General features: G+C 73.8%; 17 protein-coding genes. 13 read left to right on the forward strand and 4 right to left on the reverse strand.

The annotated features are described in order from the left end of the window. Positions 1–707 precede the first annotated feature (707 nt). Complete coding sequence (locus ACFVFH_RS05905; RefSeq protein ID WP_383763941.1) at positions 708–1,664, reverse strand: DUF389 domain-containing protein; 957 nt, start codon at positions 1,662–1,664, stop codon at positions 708–710. Between the two features lie 27 nt (positions 1,665–1,691). Further along, positions 1,692–2,687 carry a type I pantothenate kinase gene (gene coaA, locus ACFVFH_RS05910; protein ID WP_383763944.1) on the reverse strand — a complete coding sequence of 332 codons (996 nt, stop codon included), beginning with the start codon at positions 2,685–2,687 and terminating at the stop codon, positions 1,692–1,694. Between the two features lie 187 nt (positions 2,688–2,874). On the opposite strand from coaA, the gene glmS reads away from it, so the two are divergent. The 8 genes from glmS (at position 2,875) to ACFVFH_RS05950 (ending at position 10,436) form a co-directional block, all read left to right on the forward strand. Then, complete coding sequence (glmS, locus tag ACFVFH_RS05915; RefSeq protein ID WP_383763947.1) at positions 2,875–4,722, forward strand: glutamine--fructose-6-phosphate transaminase (isomerizing); 1,848 nt, start codon at positions 2,875–2,877, stop codon at positions 4,720–4,722. Positions 4,723–4,785: 63 nt separating this feature from the next. Beyond that, complete coding sequence (locus tag ACFVFH_RS05920; RefSeq protein ID WP_383763949.1) at positions 4,786–5,154, forward strand: holo-ACP synthase; 369 nt, start codon at positions 4,786–4,788, stop codon at positions 5,152–5,154. A 4-nt stretch (positions 5,155–5,158) separates the two neighbouring features. Then, positions 5,159–6,610, forward strand: coding sequence for an NAD(P)H-hydrate dehydratase (locus ACFVFH_RS05925; RefSeq protein ID WP_383763952.1), 1,452 nt, complete (start codon positions 5,159–5,161; stop codon positions 6,608–6,610). Positions 6,611–6,661: 51 nt separating this feature from the next. Beyond that, the gene (locus ACFVFH_RS05930) at positions 6,662–7,045 is read left to right on the forward strand and encodes a DUF488 domain-containing protein (protein WP_383763955.1); all 384 of its coding nucleotides are present in this window, start codon (positions 6,662–6,664) and stop codon (positions 7,043–7,045) included. Between the two features lie 62 nt (positions 7,046–7,107). After that, the gene (gene alr / locus ACFVFH_RS05935; RefSeq protein ID WP_383763958.1) at positions 7,108–8,262 is read left to right on the forward strand and encodes an alanine racemase; all 1,155 of its coding nucleotides are present in this window, start codon (positions 7,108–7,110) and stop codon (positions 8,260–8,262) included. 93 nt (positions 8,263–8,355) lie between these two features. Next, the gene (locus ACFVFH_RS05940) at positions 8,356–9,612 is read left to right on the forward strand and encodes an alpha/beta fold hydrolase (protein ID WP_383763960.1); all 1,257 of its coding nucleotides are present in this window, start codon (positions 8,356–8,358) and stop codon (positions 9,610–9,612) included. Next, on the forward strand, positions 9,581–10,111 hold the full coding sequence (tsaE, locus tag ACFVFH_RS05945) for a tRNA (adenosine(37)-N6)-threonylcarbamoyltransferase complex ATPase subunit type 1 TsaE (protein ID WP_383763962.1): 531 nt from the start codon (positions 9,581–9,583) through the stop codon (positions 10,109–10,111). Before ACFVFH_RS05940 ends, tsaE begins: the two co-directional genes overlap by 32 nt. Positions 10,112–10,241: 130 nt before the next feature. Further along, positions 10,242–10,436, forward strand: a complete 195-nt coding sequence (locus ACFVFH_RS05950; protein WP_383763965.1) for a hypothetical protein — start codon at positions 10,242–10,244, stop codon at positions 10,434–10,436. 25 nt (positions 10,437–10,461) lie between these two features. Here the strand turns inward: ACFVFH_RS05950 and ACFVFH_RS05955 are convergent, their stop codons facing one another. Further along, positions 10,462–11,028 carry a hypothetical protein gene (locus ACFVFH_RS05955; RefSeq protein ID WP_383763967.1) on the reverse strand — a complete coding sequence of 189 codons (567 nt, stop codon included), beginning with the start codon at positions 11,026–11,028 and terminating at the stop codon, positions 10,462–10,464. 153 nt (positions 11,029–11,181) lie between these two features. Here ACFVFH_RS05955 and tsaB point away from each other — a divergent pair, with 153 nt between their 5' ends. Genes tsaB through ACFVFH_RS05975 form a run of 4 tightly spaced genes read left to right on the forward strand, consistent with a single transcriptional unit; the run spans position 11,182 to position 13,734 of the window. Continuing rightward, positions 11,182–11,844, forward strand: a complete 663-nt coding sequence (gene tsaB, locus ACFVFH_RS05960; RefSeq protein ID WP_383763970.1) for a tRNA (adenosine(37)-N6)-threonylcarbamoyltransferase complex dimerization subunit type 1 TsaB — start codon at positions 11,182–11,184, stop codon at positions 11,842–11,844. Continuing rightward, positions 11,841–12,356 (forward strand): ribosomal protein S18-alanine N-acetyltransferase, encoded by a 516-nt coding sequence (gene rimI, locus ACFVFH_RS05965; RefSeq protein ID WP_383763973.1) that lies wholly within the window; start codon positions 11,841–11,843, stop codon positions 12,354–12,356. Before tsaB ends, rimI begins: the two co-directional genes overlap by 4 nt. Next, positions 12,356–13,456, forward strand: coding sequence for a tRNA (adenosine(37)-N6)-threonylcarbamoyltransferase complex transferase subunit TsaD (gene tsaD / locus ACFVFH_RS05970; RefSeq protein ID WP_383763976.1), 1,101 nt, complete (start codon positions 12,356–12,358; stop codon positions 13,454–13,456). The genes rimI and tsaD overlap by 1 nt, the downstream gene beginning before the upstream one ends. Next, positions 13,453–13,734 (forward strand): hypothetical protein, encoded by a 282-nt coding sequence (locus ACFVFH_RS05975; protein WP_383763978.1) that lies wholly within the window; start codon positions 13,453–13,455, stop codon positions 13,732–13,734. The genes tsaD and ACFVFH_RS05975 overlap by 4 nt, the downstream gene beginning before the upstream one ends. A 79-nt stretch (positions 13,735–13,813) precedes the next feature. Here the strand turns inward: ACFVFH_RS05975 and ACFVFH_RS05980 are convergent, their stop codons facing one another. After that, positions 13,814–14,506, reverse strand: a complete 693-nt coding sequence (locus ACFVFH_RS05980; RefSeq protein WP_383765549.1) for a TetR/AcrR family transcriptional regulator — start codon at positions 14,504–14,506, stop codon at positions 13,814–13,816. A gap of 220 nt (positions 14,507–14,726) precedes the next feature. Between ACFVFH_RS05980 and ACFVFH_RS05985 the strand changes: the two genes are divergently transcribed. Beyond that, the gene (locus tag ACFVFH_RS05985) at positions 14,727–16,193 is read left to right on the forward strand and encodes an MFS transporter (protein WP_383765551.1); all 1,467 of its coding nucleotides are present in this window, start codon (positions 14,727–14,729) and stop codon (positions 16,191–16,193) included. Positions 16,194–16,196 lie beyond the last annotated feature (3 nt).

Raw genomic sequence — 16,196 nt, forward strand, 5'->3', positions numbered from 1 at the left:
GGTCCCGGCACGCGCGCTCGTGGCGTTGTCGTCGGTCGCTGACGCTCCGCGTCGACTCCCTCCTCCGCCTTGCGGTCGCACGCACCGGGGCCCCGCTCACTGATCCGGCCTGATCCGGACGAAAGACCCTGGGGCCTCTCGTCCGGCTCATGCCGGGCTCGCGGGTCCCGGCACGCGCGCTCGTGGCGTTGTCGTCGGTCGCTGACGCTCCGCGTCGACTCCCTCCTCCGCCTTGCGGTCGCACGCACCGGGGCCCCGGTCAATGATCCGGCCTGATCCGGACGAAAGACCCTGGGGCCTCTCGTGCGGCTCATGCCGGGCTCGCGGGCCCTGGCACGTGCGCTCGTGGCGTTGTCGTCGGTCGCCGACGCTCCGCGTCGACTCCCTCCTCCGCCTTGCGACCGCACGCACCGGACCCCGGTCAATGATCCGGCCTGATCCGGACGAAAGACCCTGGGGCCTCTCGTGCGGCTCATGCCGGGCTCGCGGGCCCCGGCACGTGCGCTCGTGGCGTTGTCGTCGGTCGCCGACGCTCCGCGTCGACTCCCTCCTCCGCCTTGCGACCGCACGCAGCGGACCCCGCTCACTGATCCGGCCTGATCCGGACGAAAGACCCTGGGGCCTCTCGTGCGGAACGCGCCGGGCTCGCGGGTCCCGGCGGCCCGGCCGGCCCCGATCCGTCCGGTCGGCCCCCGCTGTCCGCGGGCTCAGAGGCCGTCGGGCGGGGGCGTGGGCCGGGTCATGCGGCGGTGGGTCGCCCACAGCGCCTTCTGGACCAGCAGGGTGAGCGTCCCCGCGACCACGATCCCGCCGAGGTTGGCCAGCAGCTGGGTCACGGAGCCCGTCATCTGGTGGTAGTCGTGGTAGCTGAACGCCACCGCCGCGTTGGCCGCGGCCGGCACCGTCGTCACCGAGATGGCGACCCCGATCAGCGCCCCGGACTTCGCCGAGGTGAGCGAGAGCGTCCCGGCGATCCCGGCCAGGAACGCCACCACGAACGACATCGCGTCGGGCTTCCAGATGAACGCCGTGTTGGGACGGGCGCCCTCGACCATCGAGCGGGTGAACAGCCCCAGGGCGTCCATCAGCCAGGCGAACCCGACCGTCAGCGCCATCGCGAGGGCGAACCCGCCGATCAGCGCGTACAGCGAACGCAGCGCGAGCCGCGGCGCACGCTGCACCAGGGCCGTGGAGATCCCGGCCAGCGGCCCGAACTCCGGGCCGACCGCCATCGCGCCCACGATCAGGATCGCGTTGTCGAGCATCACACCGCAGGCGGCGAGCATCGTCGCGACGGTGAGGAACGCCACGTACGTCACACTGAACGTCGACTCCTCGTGGGTCACCTCCGTCAGCTCCTCCCACAGCACCGCGTCGGCGCCATCGCCCGGCGCGGCCTCCTCGGCCCGGTCGGCGTGGTCGGAGAGCGTCAGGTCCATGTTCTCGGCGGTGATCGAACCGGATCTGTCGATGCCGAGGCGGCGCAGCGCGGAGATCAGCTCGTCACCCGCCTCGCGGGCCACGTCGCACAGCACCACGTCGCCCGCGGGATTGCGGGCGGCACCGGACAGCACGACGAGATGCGTCGTACCGAGGGTGTTCTCCACCAGGTGCACCACCTCGTCCGTGCGGGCGGCGGGGACGATCAGGCGCAGATGCAGCACGGGGCCACTCCCAGGAGGCTCGCTGGCTCAGAGCTTGCGCAGGGACAGCCGCTGGACCTTGTGGTCAGGGCCCTTGCGCAGCACCAGGGTGGCACGGCTCCGGGTGGGCGCCACGTTCTCCACCAGATTGGGCTTGTTGATGGTCCGCCACATCGTCGCCGCGTACTCCATGGCCTCCTCCTCGGAGACCTGGGTGTACGTGCGGAAGTACGAGGACGGGTCCTGGAACGCGGTGTCGCGCAGCTTGCGGAAGCGGTCGAGGTACCAGGTCTCGATGTCCTCGGTGCGCGCGTCCACGTACACGCTGAAGTCGAAGTAGTCGGCGAGGCCGACCCTGGTCCGGCCGTCCTTGCCGGGCAGCGCGGGCTGGAGCACGTTCAGCCCCTCGACGATCAGGATGTCGGGGCGGCGCACGGTGAGCCGCTCCCGGGGCACGATGTCGTAGATCAGGTGCGAGTAGACGGGCGCCGTCACCTCGTCCTTGCCGGCCTTGATGTCGGCGACGAAACGGGTCAGGGCGCGCCGGTCGTACGACTCCGGGAACCCCTTGCGCGACATCAGGCCCCGGGCCCGGAGCTCCTTCATCGGCAGCAGGAACCCGTCCGTGGTCACCAGCTCGACGCGCGGATGCTCCGGCCAGCGGGCCAGCAGCGCCTGGAGGATGCGCGCGGTGGTGGACTTGCCGACCGCGACGCTGCCCGCGACGCCTATGACGAACGGGGTGCCGCGCTGCTCGCCGTGGCCGTTGCCCGCGTCGCCGAGAAAGGTGTTCAGGGCGCCGCGCAGACCCGCGGTGGCCTGGACGTAGAGATTGAGGAGCCGGGAGAGCGGCAGGTAGACGTCCCGCACCTCGTCGAGGTCGATGACGTCCCCGAGCCCGCGCAGCCGCTCCACCTCGTCGGCGGTCAGCGGCAGCGGCGTCTTGTCGCGCAGGGCGCTCCACTCGGCGCGGGACAGATCGACGTACGGCGTCGCCGCGTGCTCGGCGCGTCGGTGGGTGCTCCGTGGCGGCGAAGTGATCACGGGGTTCATTGTCGCGGGAGTTCGCATGGAGTGGGGGGTGGGCTCGGTCACGTGGGGTACCGCCGGGGCCGTTTCCGGCCGGACTCCGCCGTCCGCGCCACCGCGCGGGCCGCCGTCCTCCCTGCCGCTCCGTTCGCCTTCTGCGACGATGCGAAGAAGAGGGGCGGATGGCCAGGAAGGGAACGGTATGTGCGGAATCGTCGGTTACGTCGGTGGGCAGTCGGCGCAGGACGTCGTCGTCGCGGGTCTCAAGCGCCTTGAGTACCGGGGCTACGACTCGGCGGGCCTCGCCGTGCTCGCGGACGGCGGTCTGGCCGCGGTCAAGAAGGCGGGCAAGCTCGTCAATCTGGAGAAGGCCCTGGCCGAGGCGCCGCTCCCGGCCGGGACCACCGGCATCGGACACACCCGCTGGGCCACCCACGGGGCCCCCACCGACGCCAACGCCCACCCGCACCTCGACAACGCGGGCCGCGTCGCCGTCGTGCACAACGGGATCATCGAGAACTTCGCCGCCCTGCGCGCCGAACTCGCCGAGCGCGGCCACGAGCTGGCCTCCGACACCGACACCGAGGTCGTCGCCCATCTGCTCGCCGAGGCGTACTCCTCCTGCGCCGACGCGGCGGAGGCGATGAGGCTGGTCTGCCGTCGGCTGGAGGGCGCCTTCACGCTCGTCGCCGTGCACGCGGACGCGCCCGGCACGGTGGTCGGGGCCCGGCGCAACTCGCCGCTCGTGGTCGGGGTGGGGGAGGACGAGGCGTTCCTGGCCTCCGACGTCTCCGCCTTCATCGCGCACACCCGCTCCGCGATCGAGCTGGGGCAGGACCAGGTGGTCGAGCTGCGCCGCGAGGGCGTCACCGTCACCGACTTCGACGGGCGGCCCGCCGACGTCCGCGCGTACCACGTGGACTGGGACGTCTCCGCCGCCGAGAAGGGCGGCCACGCCTCCTTCATGCTCAAGGAGATCGCCGAACAGCCCAGGGCCGTCGCCGACACGCTCCTCGGACGGATCGACGGCGAGGGCTCGCTCCGCCTGGACGAGGTGCGCATCCCGCCGCACGAACTGCGCGAGGTCGACAAGGTCGTCATCGTCGCCTGCGGCACCGCCTTCCACTCCGGGATGATCGCCAAGTACGCCATCGAGCACTGGACCCGCATCCCCTGCGAGACCGAGCTGGCCAGCGAGTTCCGCTACCGCGACCCGATCCTCGACCACCGCACCCTGGTCATCGCCATCTCGCAGTCCGGCGAGACCATGGACACCCTGATGGCCCTGCGGCACGCCCGCGAACAGGGCGCCAAGGTCCTCGCCATCTGCAACACCAACGGCTCCACCATCCCCCGGGAGTCCGACGCCGTGCTCTACACGCACGCCGGACCCGAGGTCGCCGTCGCCTCCACCAAGGCCTTCCTCACCCAGCTGGTCGCCTGCTACCTCGTCGCCCTGTACCTCGGACAGCTCCGCGGGACGAAGTGGGGCGACGAGATCCGCACCGTCATCCGCCAGCTCTCCGAGATCTCCGGCGCGGTCGGACGGGTCCTGGAGACCATGGAGCCGGTACGCGCGCTCGCCCGCTCCCTCGCCGGTCACGGCACCGTGCTCTTCCTGGGCCGCCACGTCGGCTACCCGGTGGCCCTCGAAGGCGCGTTGAAGCTCAAGGAGCTCGCCTACATGCACGCCGAGGGCTTCGCCGCCGGGGAGCTCAAGCACGGCCCGATCGCCCTCATCGAGGAGGGCCTCCCGGTCGTCGTGGTGGTGCCCTCGCCGCGCGGCCGGTCGGTGCTCCACGACAAGATCGTGTCCAACATCCAGGAGATCAGGGCCCGCGGCGCCCGCACCGTCGTCATCGCCGAGGAGGGCGACGAGGCGGTCGTCCCGTACGCCGACCACCTGATCCGGATCCCCGTCACCCCCACGCTCCTCCAGCCGCTGGTGTCGACCGTGCCCCTCCAGGTCTTCGCCTGCGAGCTGGCGACGGCCCGCGGCAACGACGTGGACCAGCCGCGCAATCTGGCGAAGTCGGTGACCGTGGAGTAGCCGCCCCCGCTCCGGCTAGCTTGCTTGCACGCATGCAAGCCAGTCAGGAATGAGGGAACGCCCGTGATCATCGGGGTCGGGATCGACGTGGCCGAGATCGAACGGTTCGACGCGGCGCTGGAACGGACACCGCAGCTGGCCGACCGGCTCTTCGTGGAACGGGAGTTGCTGCTGCCCAGCGGCGAGCGGCGCGGCATCGCCTCGCTCGCCGCCCGGTTCGCCGCGAAGGAGGCCCTGGCGAAGGCGCTCGGCGCGCCCGCCGGACTGCACTGGACGGACGCCGAGGTGTACGTCGAGGACAGCGGGCAGCCCCGGCTGCGGGTCCGCGGCACGGTCGCCGCCCGCGCCGCCGAGCTGGGTGTACGGCACTGGCACGTCTCCCTCAGCCATGACGCGGGAGTGGCGTCGGCCGTGGTGATCGCGGAGGGTTGAGCACATGCGTACCGCCTACAGCGTTCAGACCGTACGGGCCGCCGAGCGGGCCCTGATGGCCGAGCTGCCCGAGGGCGCCCTGATGCGGCGCGCCGCCGCCGGGCTCGCCGCGGCCTGCGCCGATGTGCTGCGACGGCGCGGCCGGGTCTACGGGTCCCGCGTCGTCCTCCTCGTCGGCAGCGGCGACAACGGGGGCGACGCGCTGTACGCGGGCGCCCGGCTCGCCCGCCGGGGCGCCGGTGTGCGCGCCGTGCTCACCGCCCCCGGACGGGCCCACGAGGGCGGCCTCGCGGCCCTGCTCGCGGCCGGCGGGCGGCTCGCCGAGGGCGCCGACGTCCGGGGCGGCCGCATCGACCTGGTGGTGGACGGGATCACCGGCATCGGCGGCCGCGGCGGGCTGCGTCCGGACGCCGCCGAGCTGGTGCGGGCCTTCGCGGCGACCGGCGCCCCGCTGCTCGCCGTGGACCTGCCCAGCGGGGTCGAGGCCGACACCGGCGAGGTGCTCGGCGAGGCGGTGCGCGCCGACGCGACCGTCACCTTCGGCACGTACAAGCCGGGCCTGCTCATCGACCCGGCCGCCGCGCGGGCGGGCGCGCTGCACCTCGTCGACATCGGCCTCCGGCCCGAACTGCCCGGCACGCCCGATCTGGAGGTGCTCCAGTACGCGGACGTCGCGGCGCTCCTGCCCGTCCCCGGCGCGGAGAGCGACAAGTACCGGCGCGGGGTGGTCGGCGTCGTCGCCGGTTCCGCGCGCTACCCGGGAGCGGCGGTGCTGGCCGTCTCCGGGGCGCTGCGCGGCGGTGCGGGGGCCGTGCGGTACGTCGGTCCCGGCGCGGACACGGTGATCGCCCGGCACCCGGAGACGCTGGTCCACGCGGGGCGGCCGTCGAAGGCGGGCCGGGTGCAGGCGTGGGTGGTGGGGCCGGGGCTCGGTGACGGCACGGAGGCCGCCGAGGCGATCGGGGACGTGCTGGCGGCGGAGGTCGCGGTGCTGGTGGACGCGGACGGGCTGCGGCTGCTGGACGCCGGTGCCGTCCGCGCGCGCACCGCGCCGACCGTGCTCACCCCGCACGCGGGCGAGGCCGCCGCGCTGCTGGGCGTCCCGCGCGAGGAGGTCGAGGCGGGGCGGCTCGCCGCCGTGCGGGAGCTGGCCGCCCGCTACCGCGCCACGGTCCTGCTCAAGGGTTCGACGACCCTGGTCGCCGCCGCCGACCCGGCCACCCCCGTACGGGTCAATCCGACCGGCACCTCCTGGCTGGCCACGGCGGGCAGCGGCGACGTCCTCTCCGGGCTGACCGGCTCGCTGCTGGCCGCGGGCCTCGCCCCGCGCGACGCCGCGTCGGTGGCCGCCCATCTGCACGGGCTCGCCGCCCGCCACGCCTCCGACGGCTCACCGGTCTCCGCGCAGGACGTCGCGGAGGCGATCCCGGCGGCATGGCGGGACGTACGGGCCTGAGTGATCCTGGGCGCAGCGGAGGACCGACCGCAGCCGACAGGAGGGCCGACCGTGGGCAGCAGCGAGGTACGCGTACGCCGGGTGTACGAGCCGAAGGAGGACGGCGACGGCACCCGGGTCCTCGTCGACCGGCTCTGGCCGCGCGGCGAGTCCAAGGAGAAGGCCGCGATCGACAGGTGGCTCAAGGACATCACCCCGTCGAACGAGCTCCGCGACTGGTACCACCAGGACCGCACCGCCACCCGCTACGACCAGTTCGTCGAGCGCTACCGCGCGGAACTCTCCGATCCCGTCCACGCGGAGGCCGTCGGCGAACTCGTCGAACTGGTCCGGGCGGGCGGCCCGGTGACCCTGGTCACCGCCGTCAAGGACGTACCGCACAGCCATGTCCCGGTCATCGTCGACCAGCTGGAACACGAGCTGGGCCGGCACTGAGGGACGGCCGGGCGACCCGCCGCCCGAGGGTCCTGCCGCACGCCTCTGAGAGACTGGGCGCGATGAACGAGACAGCGTCCTTGAGAGCCCGTGCCGAGATCGACCTCGACGCACTGCGCGCCAACGTGCGCGTACTGCGCGCGCGGGCGGGCGGAGCGCAGCTCATGGCCGTGGTCAAGTCCGACGCCTACGGGCACGGGGCGGTGCCCTGCGCCCGCGCCGCGCTGGAGGCCGGGGCGACCTGGCTGGGCACCGCGACGCCGCAGGAGGCGCTGGCCCTGCGGGCGGCCGGACTGGGCGGTCGGGTGATGTGCTGGCTGTGGACCCCGGGCGGCCCCTGGCGCGAGGCGATCGAGGCCGACATCGATGTGTCGGTGAGCGGGCTGTGGGCCCTGGACGAGGTCGTCGCCGCGGCCGCGGAGGCGGGCCTCCCGGCCAGGATCCAGCTCAAGGCCGACACCGGCCTCGGGCGCAACGGCTGCCAGCCCGCCGACTGGCCGGAGCTGGTCGCCGCCGCCCGCGCCGCCGAGCGGACGGGTGCCGTCCGGATCACCGGCCTGTGGTCCCACTTCGCCTGCGCCGACGAGCCCGGCCACCCCTCCATCGCCGCCCAGCTGGCCGTGTTCCGGGACATGGTGGAGTACGCGGAGAAGGAGGGCGTCGCACCCGAGGTGCGCCACATGGCCAACTCCCCGGCGACGCTGACGGTCCCCGAGGCCCACTTCGACCTGGTGCGCACCGGGATCGCGATGTACGGCGTCTCGCCCAGCCCCGAGCTGGGCACCCCGGCCGATTTCGGGCTGCGCCCCGTGATGCGGCTCGTCGCCTCCGTCGCGCTGGTCAAGCGGGTCCCGGCCGGCCACGGGATCAGCTACGGCCACCACTACACGACCTCCGCCGAGACGACCCTGGGCCTGGTGCCGGTCGGCTACGCGGACGGCATCCCGCGCCACGCCTCCGGCCGGGGCCCGGTCCTGGTCGGCGGCGTCACCCGGCGGATCGCCGGCCGGGTGGCGATGGACCAGTTCGTCGTCGACCTCCACGGGGACGAGGTGGAGGTGGGCAGCGAGGCGGTGCTCTTCGGCCCGGGGGACCGGGGCGAGCCGAGCGCCGAGGACTGGGCGCGGGCCGCCGACACGATCGCGTACGAGATCGTCACCCGGATCGGCGCCCGCGTACCGCGCGTGCATCTCCACGCGACCCCGGCCGAGTCCTGATCGACGGTGCGCCGCCGACCGGGCACGATCTGATCACGACCGGTACGTACCGGCCCTGACCTGACGGACACGACCGACGAGGAGCGCGGCACGGTGAGCGAGATCAGCGCGGGGGACGCGGTGACGACGGCCGCCACGGCGGTCGGCTGGCGCCGGGCGGGCATCGCCGGAGCCGCCATAGGCGTGATCGCGGCGGGCGCCGCCGCCGGTGTCGCGGTCGAGCGGCTCACCGTCGGCCGGGGCATGCGCAGACGGGCCAGGCTGGCGCTGGACGCCACCGGACCCTACGGCTCGCTGCGCGGACTGCCGGGCCGGGCCACCGCCGACGACGGCACCGAGCTGTACTACGAGGTCGACGAGGTCGAGCCGGCCGGTGGCGCGGGCGGCGCCCCGGACGGCGCGGGCGACACCGCCGGTACCGGCCCGCGCCGCCGCAGGCTTTTCGGGCGCAAGGACCCCCTGCCCGTCACGGTGGTCTTCAGCCATGGCTACTGCCTCGGCCAGGACTCCTGGCACTTCCAGCGGGCGGCGCTGCGCGGCCTGGTGCGCACCGTCCACTGGGACCAGCGCAGCCACGGCCGCTCCGAGCGGGGCCGGGCCCAGGCGGACGGGGTGGCGGTCGGCATCGACCAGCTCGGCCGCGATCTGAAGGCGGTGATCGACGCGGCGGCCCCCGAGGGCAGGCTGGTGCTGGTCGGGCACTCGATGGGCGGGATGACGATGATGGCGCTCGCCGACCAGTACCCCGGGCTGATCCGGGACCGGGTCGCCGCCGTCGCCTTCGTCGGCACATCGAGCGGGAAGCTCGGCGAGGTCGACTTCGGGCTGCCGGTCGCGGGCGTGAACGCGGTGCGCCGGGTGCTGCCCGGGGTGCTCCGGGCGCTCGGCTCCCAGGCGGAGCTGGTGGAGCGGGGCCGCCGGGCGACCGCGGACCTCTTCGCCGGGCTGATCAAGCGGTACTCGTTCGGTTCGCGGGACGTCGACCCGGTGGTCGAACGGTTCGCCGAGCGCCTCATCGAGGCCACCCCGATCGATGTGGTCGCCGAGTTCTACCCGGCCTTCACCGAACACGACAAGAGCGGCGCGCTGCCCGCCTTCCGCGACGTCCCGGTGCTGATCCTGGCGGGCGACAAGGACCTGGTGACGCCCAGCTCGCACAGCGAGGCCATCGCGGACCAGCTCCCGGACGCGGAGCTGGTCATCGTGCCGGACGGCGGTCATCTGGTGATGCTGGAGCACCCCGAGACGGTCACGGACCGGCTGGCGGACCTGCTCGTCCGCGTCGGAGCGGTACCGGCAACGGCTAACGTTGGCGGACATGGAAGCACCGCACAACAGCCTGACGACTGAGACCGCCGGGGACGCCGTGCCCGGCACCGTCACCCTGGAGCTGGCCGTCGAGTCCCCCGAACAGATGCAGGAACTCGGCCGCCGGATCGCCGCGGTCCTGCTCCCCGGCGACCTCGTGATGCTCACCGGCGAGCTCGGCGCCGGGAAGACGACGCTGACCCGGGGGCTCGGCGAGGGCCTCGGCGTGCGCGGCGCGGTCACCTCGCCCACCTTCGTGATCGCCCGTGTCCACCCGTCGCTGACCGGTGGCCCGGCCCTGGTCCACGTCGACGCGTACCGCCTGGGCGGCGGGCTCGACGAGATGGAGGACCTGGACCTCGACGTGTCGCTGCCGGAGTCCGTGGTGGTCGTGGAGTGGGGCGACGGCAAGGTCGAGGAGCTGTCCGACGACCGGCTGCACGTGGTGATCGACCGCGCGGTCGGCGACACGGACGACGAGCGGCGCGAGGTGACGCTGGTCGGGATCGGCGCGCGCTGGGCGGGACTGCGCGAGGTCTGAGCGCGGAGCCGGGTTCCGACAGGCTGTCGGTAAATTGTTGCGCCGGGCGGCAGGGGCGTGGTCACATGGATGACGAGAGCGGGTTAGGTCTGCCTAACCACGCCTTCCACCGGAGCCTCGGGAGGCATCCATGACGACGTCCGCCGAACGCGAAGTGCCGCCGCCGCCATCGATGAGAGACCTGCTGGCGGCCTGCGCCGCGGCCTCGGCCGTCTCCACACCGCCGCCGTCCGCGGACGAGGACGAGGGCGCGGACGGCGGGGAGACCCCGGCCGCCGCTCCCGCGCAGCGCTCCGGCACCGGCCCCGAACGACGGGCGGGCTGAGCGCGCGGGGCTCCGCGGTCGCGCCTCAGGGGAGGACGACGACCTTCGTGTTCACCATCGCGAAGTCCCACATGGCGTTCCCGTCCTCCCGGGACATCCGCACGCCGCCCGTCTTCAGCGTCGGGTCCGGGCTCTCCATCGAGCCGTCCACCGCCGCGCTGAAGCCCACGGCCACGTTGTCCACCATCGCGAACCGGACCACGTGCTCGATCATCACGCCGTCCGAGCCCTTGGTGGGGGAGCCCTGGCGCGGGGTGTTCACCTGATAGGTGCCGGGGCGCGGATTCAGCGCGCTCGGCATGACCTCGAAGGTCCGGACGGCCTTCCCGGCCGCGTCGACGAGCCACACCCGGCGGTCGGCCAGGGCGTACACTACCCGCTTCCCGGTGCCGGAGTGCCGGGGGAGCGCGGCCGGGCGCGGCTTCTCCTTCGGCTTCGCGTGCGCGGTGGCATCGGCGCTGCCGGTCGCCTTCGGCCTGGGGGCCGCGACACTGGCGGGGGCGTTCGCCGACGCCTGGAAGGCCAGGACGCCGACCGCGACGAGCGCCGCGGCAGTGAGCCCGGCCACGATTCCCGAGCTGCCCCTAGACACCGTGCGCGCCCCTTTCGCTTCCGCATGTCGTACAAGCGTTTAGCGTGTACGTCGTACCCGCGTGTACGCGCTGACGGTAGCAGCAGGGGCCGGTCGTGCCGGGACGCCGTACGGGGCGCCGTGCCTCCCCCGGCGGAGCCGTAGGCTGTTTGCGTGCTCCTGCTCGCCGTGGATACCGCCACCCCCGCCGTCACCGTCGCCCTGCACGACGGGAAATCCGTCGTCGCCGAATCCGGACAGGTCGACGCCCGAAGGCACGGGGAGCTGCTGCTTCCCGCCGTCGACCGGGTCCTCGCCGAGGCCGGGACGGCCCTGGACGCCGTGACGGACGTGGTCGTCGGCGTCGGTCCCGGGCCGTACACCGGGCTCCGGGTCGGCCTGGTCACCGCCGCGGCCTTCGGCTCCGCCCTCTCCGTACCCGTGCACGGGCTGTGCACCCTGGACGGGCTCGCGTACGCCGCGGGCCGGGCCGGGCTGGAGGGGCCGTTCGCCGTCGCGACGGACGCCCGCCGCAAGGAGGTCTACTGGGCGAGGTACGACGACCCGCGCACCCGGGCCACCGCTCCCGCCGTCGACCGGCCCGCCGACATCGCCGCACAGCTCGCCGGGCTGCCCGTCGTCGGCGCGGGCGCGGTGCTCTACCCGGAGGCGTTTCCGGACGCCCGGGAGCCCGAGCACGTCAGCGCCGGGGCGCTGGCCGCCCTCGCCGCCGAGCGGCTCGCCGCGGGCGAGGAGCTGCTGCCGCCGCAGCCGCTCTACCTCCGCAGGCCCGACGCCCAGGTGCCGAAGAACTACAAGGTGGTCACCCCGAAGTGACGACCACGACTGCCGTTCTGCGCGAGATGCGCTGGTGGGACATCGATCCGGTGCTGGAGCTCGAACACGAGCTGTTCCCGGACGACGCCTGGTCGGCCGGCATGTTCTGGTCCGAGTTGGCGTACTCCCGCGGCCCGCGGGCCACCCGCCGCTATGTCGTCGCCGAGGACCCCGCCACCGGCCGGCTCGTCGGCTACGCGGGCCTCGCCGCGGCCGGGGACCTCGCCGACGTGCAGACGATCGGGGTCACCCGCGACCACTGGGGCGGCGGCCTCGGCTCCGAACTCCTCACCGACCTGCTGAAGCACGCCACGGCCTTCGAGTGCGCCGAGGTGCTCCTCGAAGTCCGCGTCGACAACACCCGGGCCCAGAAGCTGTACGAACGCTTCGGCTTCGAACCGATCGGCTTCCGCCGCGGCTACTACCAGCCGGGCAACGTCGACGCACTCGTCATGCGCCTCCACGTACAAGAGCACGTGCACGAGCACGTACAGGGAACAGAGACTGACTGATGGCTGACGAACCGCTCGTACTCGGCATCGAGACCTCCTGCGACGAGACCGGCGTCGGCATCGTCCGGGGCACGACCCTGCTCGCCGACGCCGTCGCGTCCAGCGTCGACACCCACGCCCGCTTCGGCGGCGTCGTCCCGGAGATCGCCTCCCGCGCCCATCTGGAGGCGATGGTCCCCACCATCGAGCGCGCCCTGAAGGAGGCCGGGATCAGCGCCCGCGACCTCGACGGGATCTCCGTCACCGCGGGCCCCGGACTCGCGGGCGCGCTGCTGGTCGGCGTCTCGGCGGCGAAGGCGTACGCCTACGCGCTGAACAAGCCGCTCTACGGGGTGAACCACCTCGCCTCGCACATCTGCGTGGACCAGCTGGAGCACGGCCCGCTGCCCGAGCCCACGATGGCGCTGCTGGTCAGCGGCGGCCACTCCTCGCTGCTCCTCGCGCCCGACATCACCGCCGACGTGCGGCCGCTGGGCGCGACCATCGACGACGCGGCGGGCGAGGCCTTCGACAAGATCGCCCGGGTGCTGGACCTCGGCTTCCCCGGCGGCCCGGTCATCGACCGGCTGGCCAGGGAGGGCGACCCGAAGGCGATCGCGTTCCCGCGCGGTCTGAGCGGCTCGCGCGATCCCGCCTACGACTTCTCCTTCTCGGGCCTGAAGACCTCGGTGGCCCGCTGGATCGAGGCCAAGCGGGCGGCGGGCGAGGAGGTGCCGGTACGGGACGTGGCGGCGTCCTTCCAGGAGGCCGTGGTGGACGTGCTCACCCGCAAGGCCGTCCGGGCCTGCAAGGACGAGGGCGTCGACCACCTGATGATCGGCGGCGGGGTCGCGGCCAACTCGCGGCTCCGGGCGCTGGCCGAGGAGCGGTGCGAGCGGGCCGGCATCCGGCTGCGGGTGCCGCGTCCCGGGCTGTGCACGGACAACGGCGCGATGGTCGCGGCGCTGGGCGCGGAGATGGTCGCCCGGGGCAGGCCCGCCTCGGACCTGGAGCTGTCCGCCGACTCCTCGCTCCCGGTGACCGACCCCCATGTGCCGGGCGCCCACGCGCACGACCACGACCACGTCCACGAGATCAGCAAGGACAACCTCTACTCATGACCGTCGCCCTGATGTGGGAGGCCCGCGCCGTGACCGGACGGGGCGCCGAACTCCTGGAGTGGGCGCGGGCCCGTTCGGCCGAGTTGGCCCGCCGACCCCTCCGCCGCGAACTGCTGCGCGCCCCGCAGGACCGGGTCCTGGTCATCACCTGGTGGGCGGGCGGCTACGGCGACGAGCTGCCCGAGCTCCCCGACCCGGACGCCGCACTGGTCACCCGCCCGGTGCACCGCTGGCGCTTCGAGTCGCTGGGGGCGGACGGGGCGGACGCGTCCGTCTGACCGGCGGCCGACCCGCTCCGGGGCAGCGGCCACCCGGCCGGTTCCCCGCCTGTGTCCCGCCCGTCACTCCGCCGGTTCCTCAGGCGGTGGACGTCCCGCGGTCGATCAGTCCCCGGACGATCGCGTCGAGTTCGTCCGCCACCTCGTAGTCGGCGGCGTACGCGCGCCAGTCGTCCTTGATCGCGGTGAGCCGGGGCAGCGTCGCCGCGTCCTCCTCGGTCACCATCTCGGGGAACCAGTGCCTGCCCGGCGGATTCTCCGCTCGGCGTTCGGCCGCCCGGCGGAAGACCAGGTCGCCGTAGACATAGCTCCAGACCGTCCGGTAGGCGCGTACCGCCTGGGCGGGGGAGAGACCGCAGGCGATCGCCGAGTCGACGATCTCCTCGACCATCCACAGCGCGTTGCGGTCGGTCAGCTCGCCCAGCGCCAGGATGTCCAGCACCCACGGGATCCGGGACAGGATGTCGTGCATGTGCACGGCCACGGCGAGCAGCCGCTCGCGCGGGTCCTCGGGCAGCCGGGGACGGGGGAAGGCGGCCGCGGTGCCGGACAGGGTGAGCATCAGCAACTCGTCCTTGTCCTGCACGTAGTGGTAGAGCGCCATCGGCGTGGAGCCCAGCTCCTTCGCCACCCGCCGCATGCTCAGGGCGTCCACGCCCTCTTCCTCGACGATGCGGCGCGCGGTGGCGACCATCGTGTCCGGGTCGAGCCGGCGCGGCCGCCCCACCGATCGTTTTGCCGGCGCCTGTTTCTTCGCAGGCGCCTTCTTTATGGGTGCCTTCGCCGCGGGTGCCCGCTTCTTCTCTGTCCCTGCCACCTGGGCATTGTCTCCCGTGCCGCCGTTCCGGCCCCTTCCCGGGCCCCCGTGTGCTCAATTTCTATACGCGTATAGTAATCATTCGACCGGATGGACCAGAGGGAAGGGAAGAGTCGTGGAGGATCAGTCGCGGCATACGCGTTGGCTGCTGGTGGTGGCTCTCGTCGTGCAGTTCATGGTGGCGCTGGACATGTCCGTGGTGAACGTCGCGCTGCCGGACATGCGCGGCGATCTCGGCTTCACGCCCCAGGGGCTGCTGTGGGTGGTGAACGCCTACGCGCTCGCCTTCGGCGGACTGCTGATGCTCGGCGGCCGGCTGGGCGATCTGCTCGGCAGCCGCCGGGTCCTGACGGCGGGCCTGGTGCTGTTCGGCGTCGCCAGCCTGGCCGGCGGCTTCGCCCAGTCGCCCGGCGCGCTCATCGCCGCGCGGGCGGTCCAGGGGGCCGGGGCCGCCGCGCTCGCCCCGGTCGCCTTCGCGCTGATCGCCCTGGCGTTCCCGGCCGGACCCGCCCGCTCCCGCGCCCTCGGGCTGTGGGGCATGGCGGGCGCGGCGGGCGGCGCGGTCGGCGTGCTCGCGGGCGGGGTGCTCACCGACGCGGCGGGCTGGCGCGCGGTGATGCTGGTGAACGTGCCGATCGTGGCGTTCGCGATGGTGGGGGCCGCGCGCAGCGGACTGCGCGGCGGCCGGGCCCGGACCGGCGCCCGGCTCGACGTGACGGGCGCGCTGCTGGCCACCGCGGGCACGACGCTGCTGGTCCTCGGGCTCGTACGGACGTCGACCGACGCCTGGGGATCGGCCCGGACACTGGGCACGCTGGGCGCCGCCGTGCTGCTGCTCGCCGCCTTCGTCGTCGTCGAGCTGCGGACCGGCAGTCCGCTGCTGCGCCCCGGACTGCTGACCCAGCGGCCGGTCCTGACCGCGAACATCTTCTGCCTGCTGCTGAGCTCCGGGCAGTTCGCCGCCTTCTACTTCGTCTCGCTCTACATGCAGCAGGTCCTCGACTACGGGCCGACCGCCGCCGGGGCCGCCTTCCTGCCGTTCTCGGCGGGCGTCGTCGCCGGATCGCTCATCGCCACCCGTGCGGTCGCGGCGCTCGGCACCGGGCGGCTGCTGGCGCTCGGCGGCGTCCTGGCCGCGCTCGGCCTGGCCGGGTTCGCGGCGACGGCGCAGGCGGACGGCAGCTTCCTCTACTCGATCCTCGGCCCGTCCCTCGTGTGCAGCGTCGGCGTCGGGATGTGCTTCGTGCCGCTGGGCACGGCCGCCACGACCGACGTGGTGCCCGAGGAGACGGGCATGGCCTCCGGGCTGATGAACAGCGCCCGCCAGGTGGGCGGCTCGCTGGGGCTCGCCGTGCTGGTCACCGTCGCCGCCCGGGTCACCGGGGACGGGGCACGGCCCGCCGACCTCGCGGCCGGGTACGCGGCGGCGTTCTGGGTCTGCGCCGGGCTGCTCGTGGTGGCGGCGCTGGTGGCCCTGGTGCTGCTTCCGGGCGGCAGGGCGGCCGTGCAGCGGACCGCCCCGGCGCCGGAGAGCGCCGAGGCGCCCGAGCCGGAGACCGCTCCGGTCGCCGGGCCGGAGAGTTCCCGGAAGAATTTCCCGGGACCTGTCGATCCGGCCGGGTCCCGTTCGACGCAAGGGTGAGAG

The organism is Streptomyces sp. NPDC057697, assembly GCF_042799335.1.
In the GTDB taxonomy this organism is placed as follows: domain Bacteria; phylum Actinomycetota; class Actinomycetes; order Streptomycetales; family Streptomycetaceae; genus Streptomyces.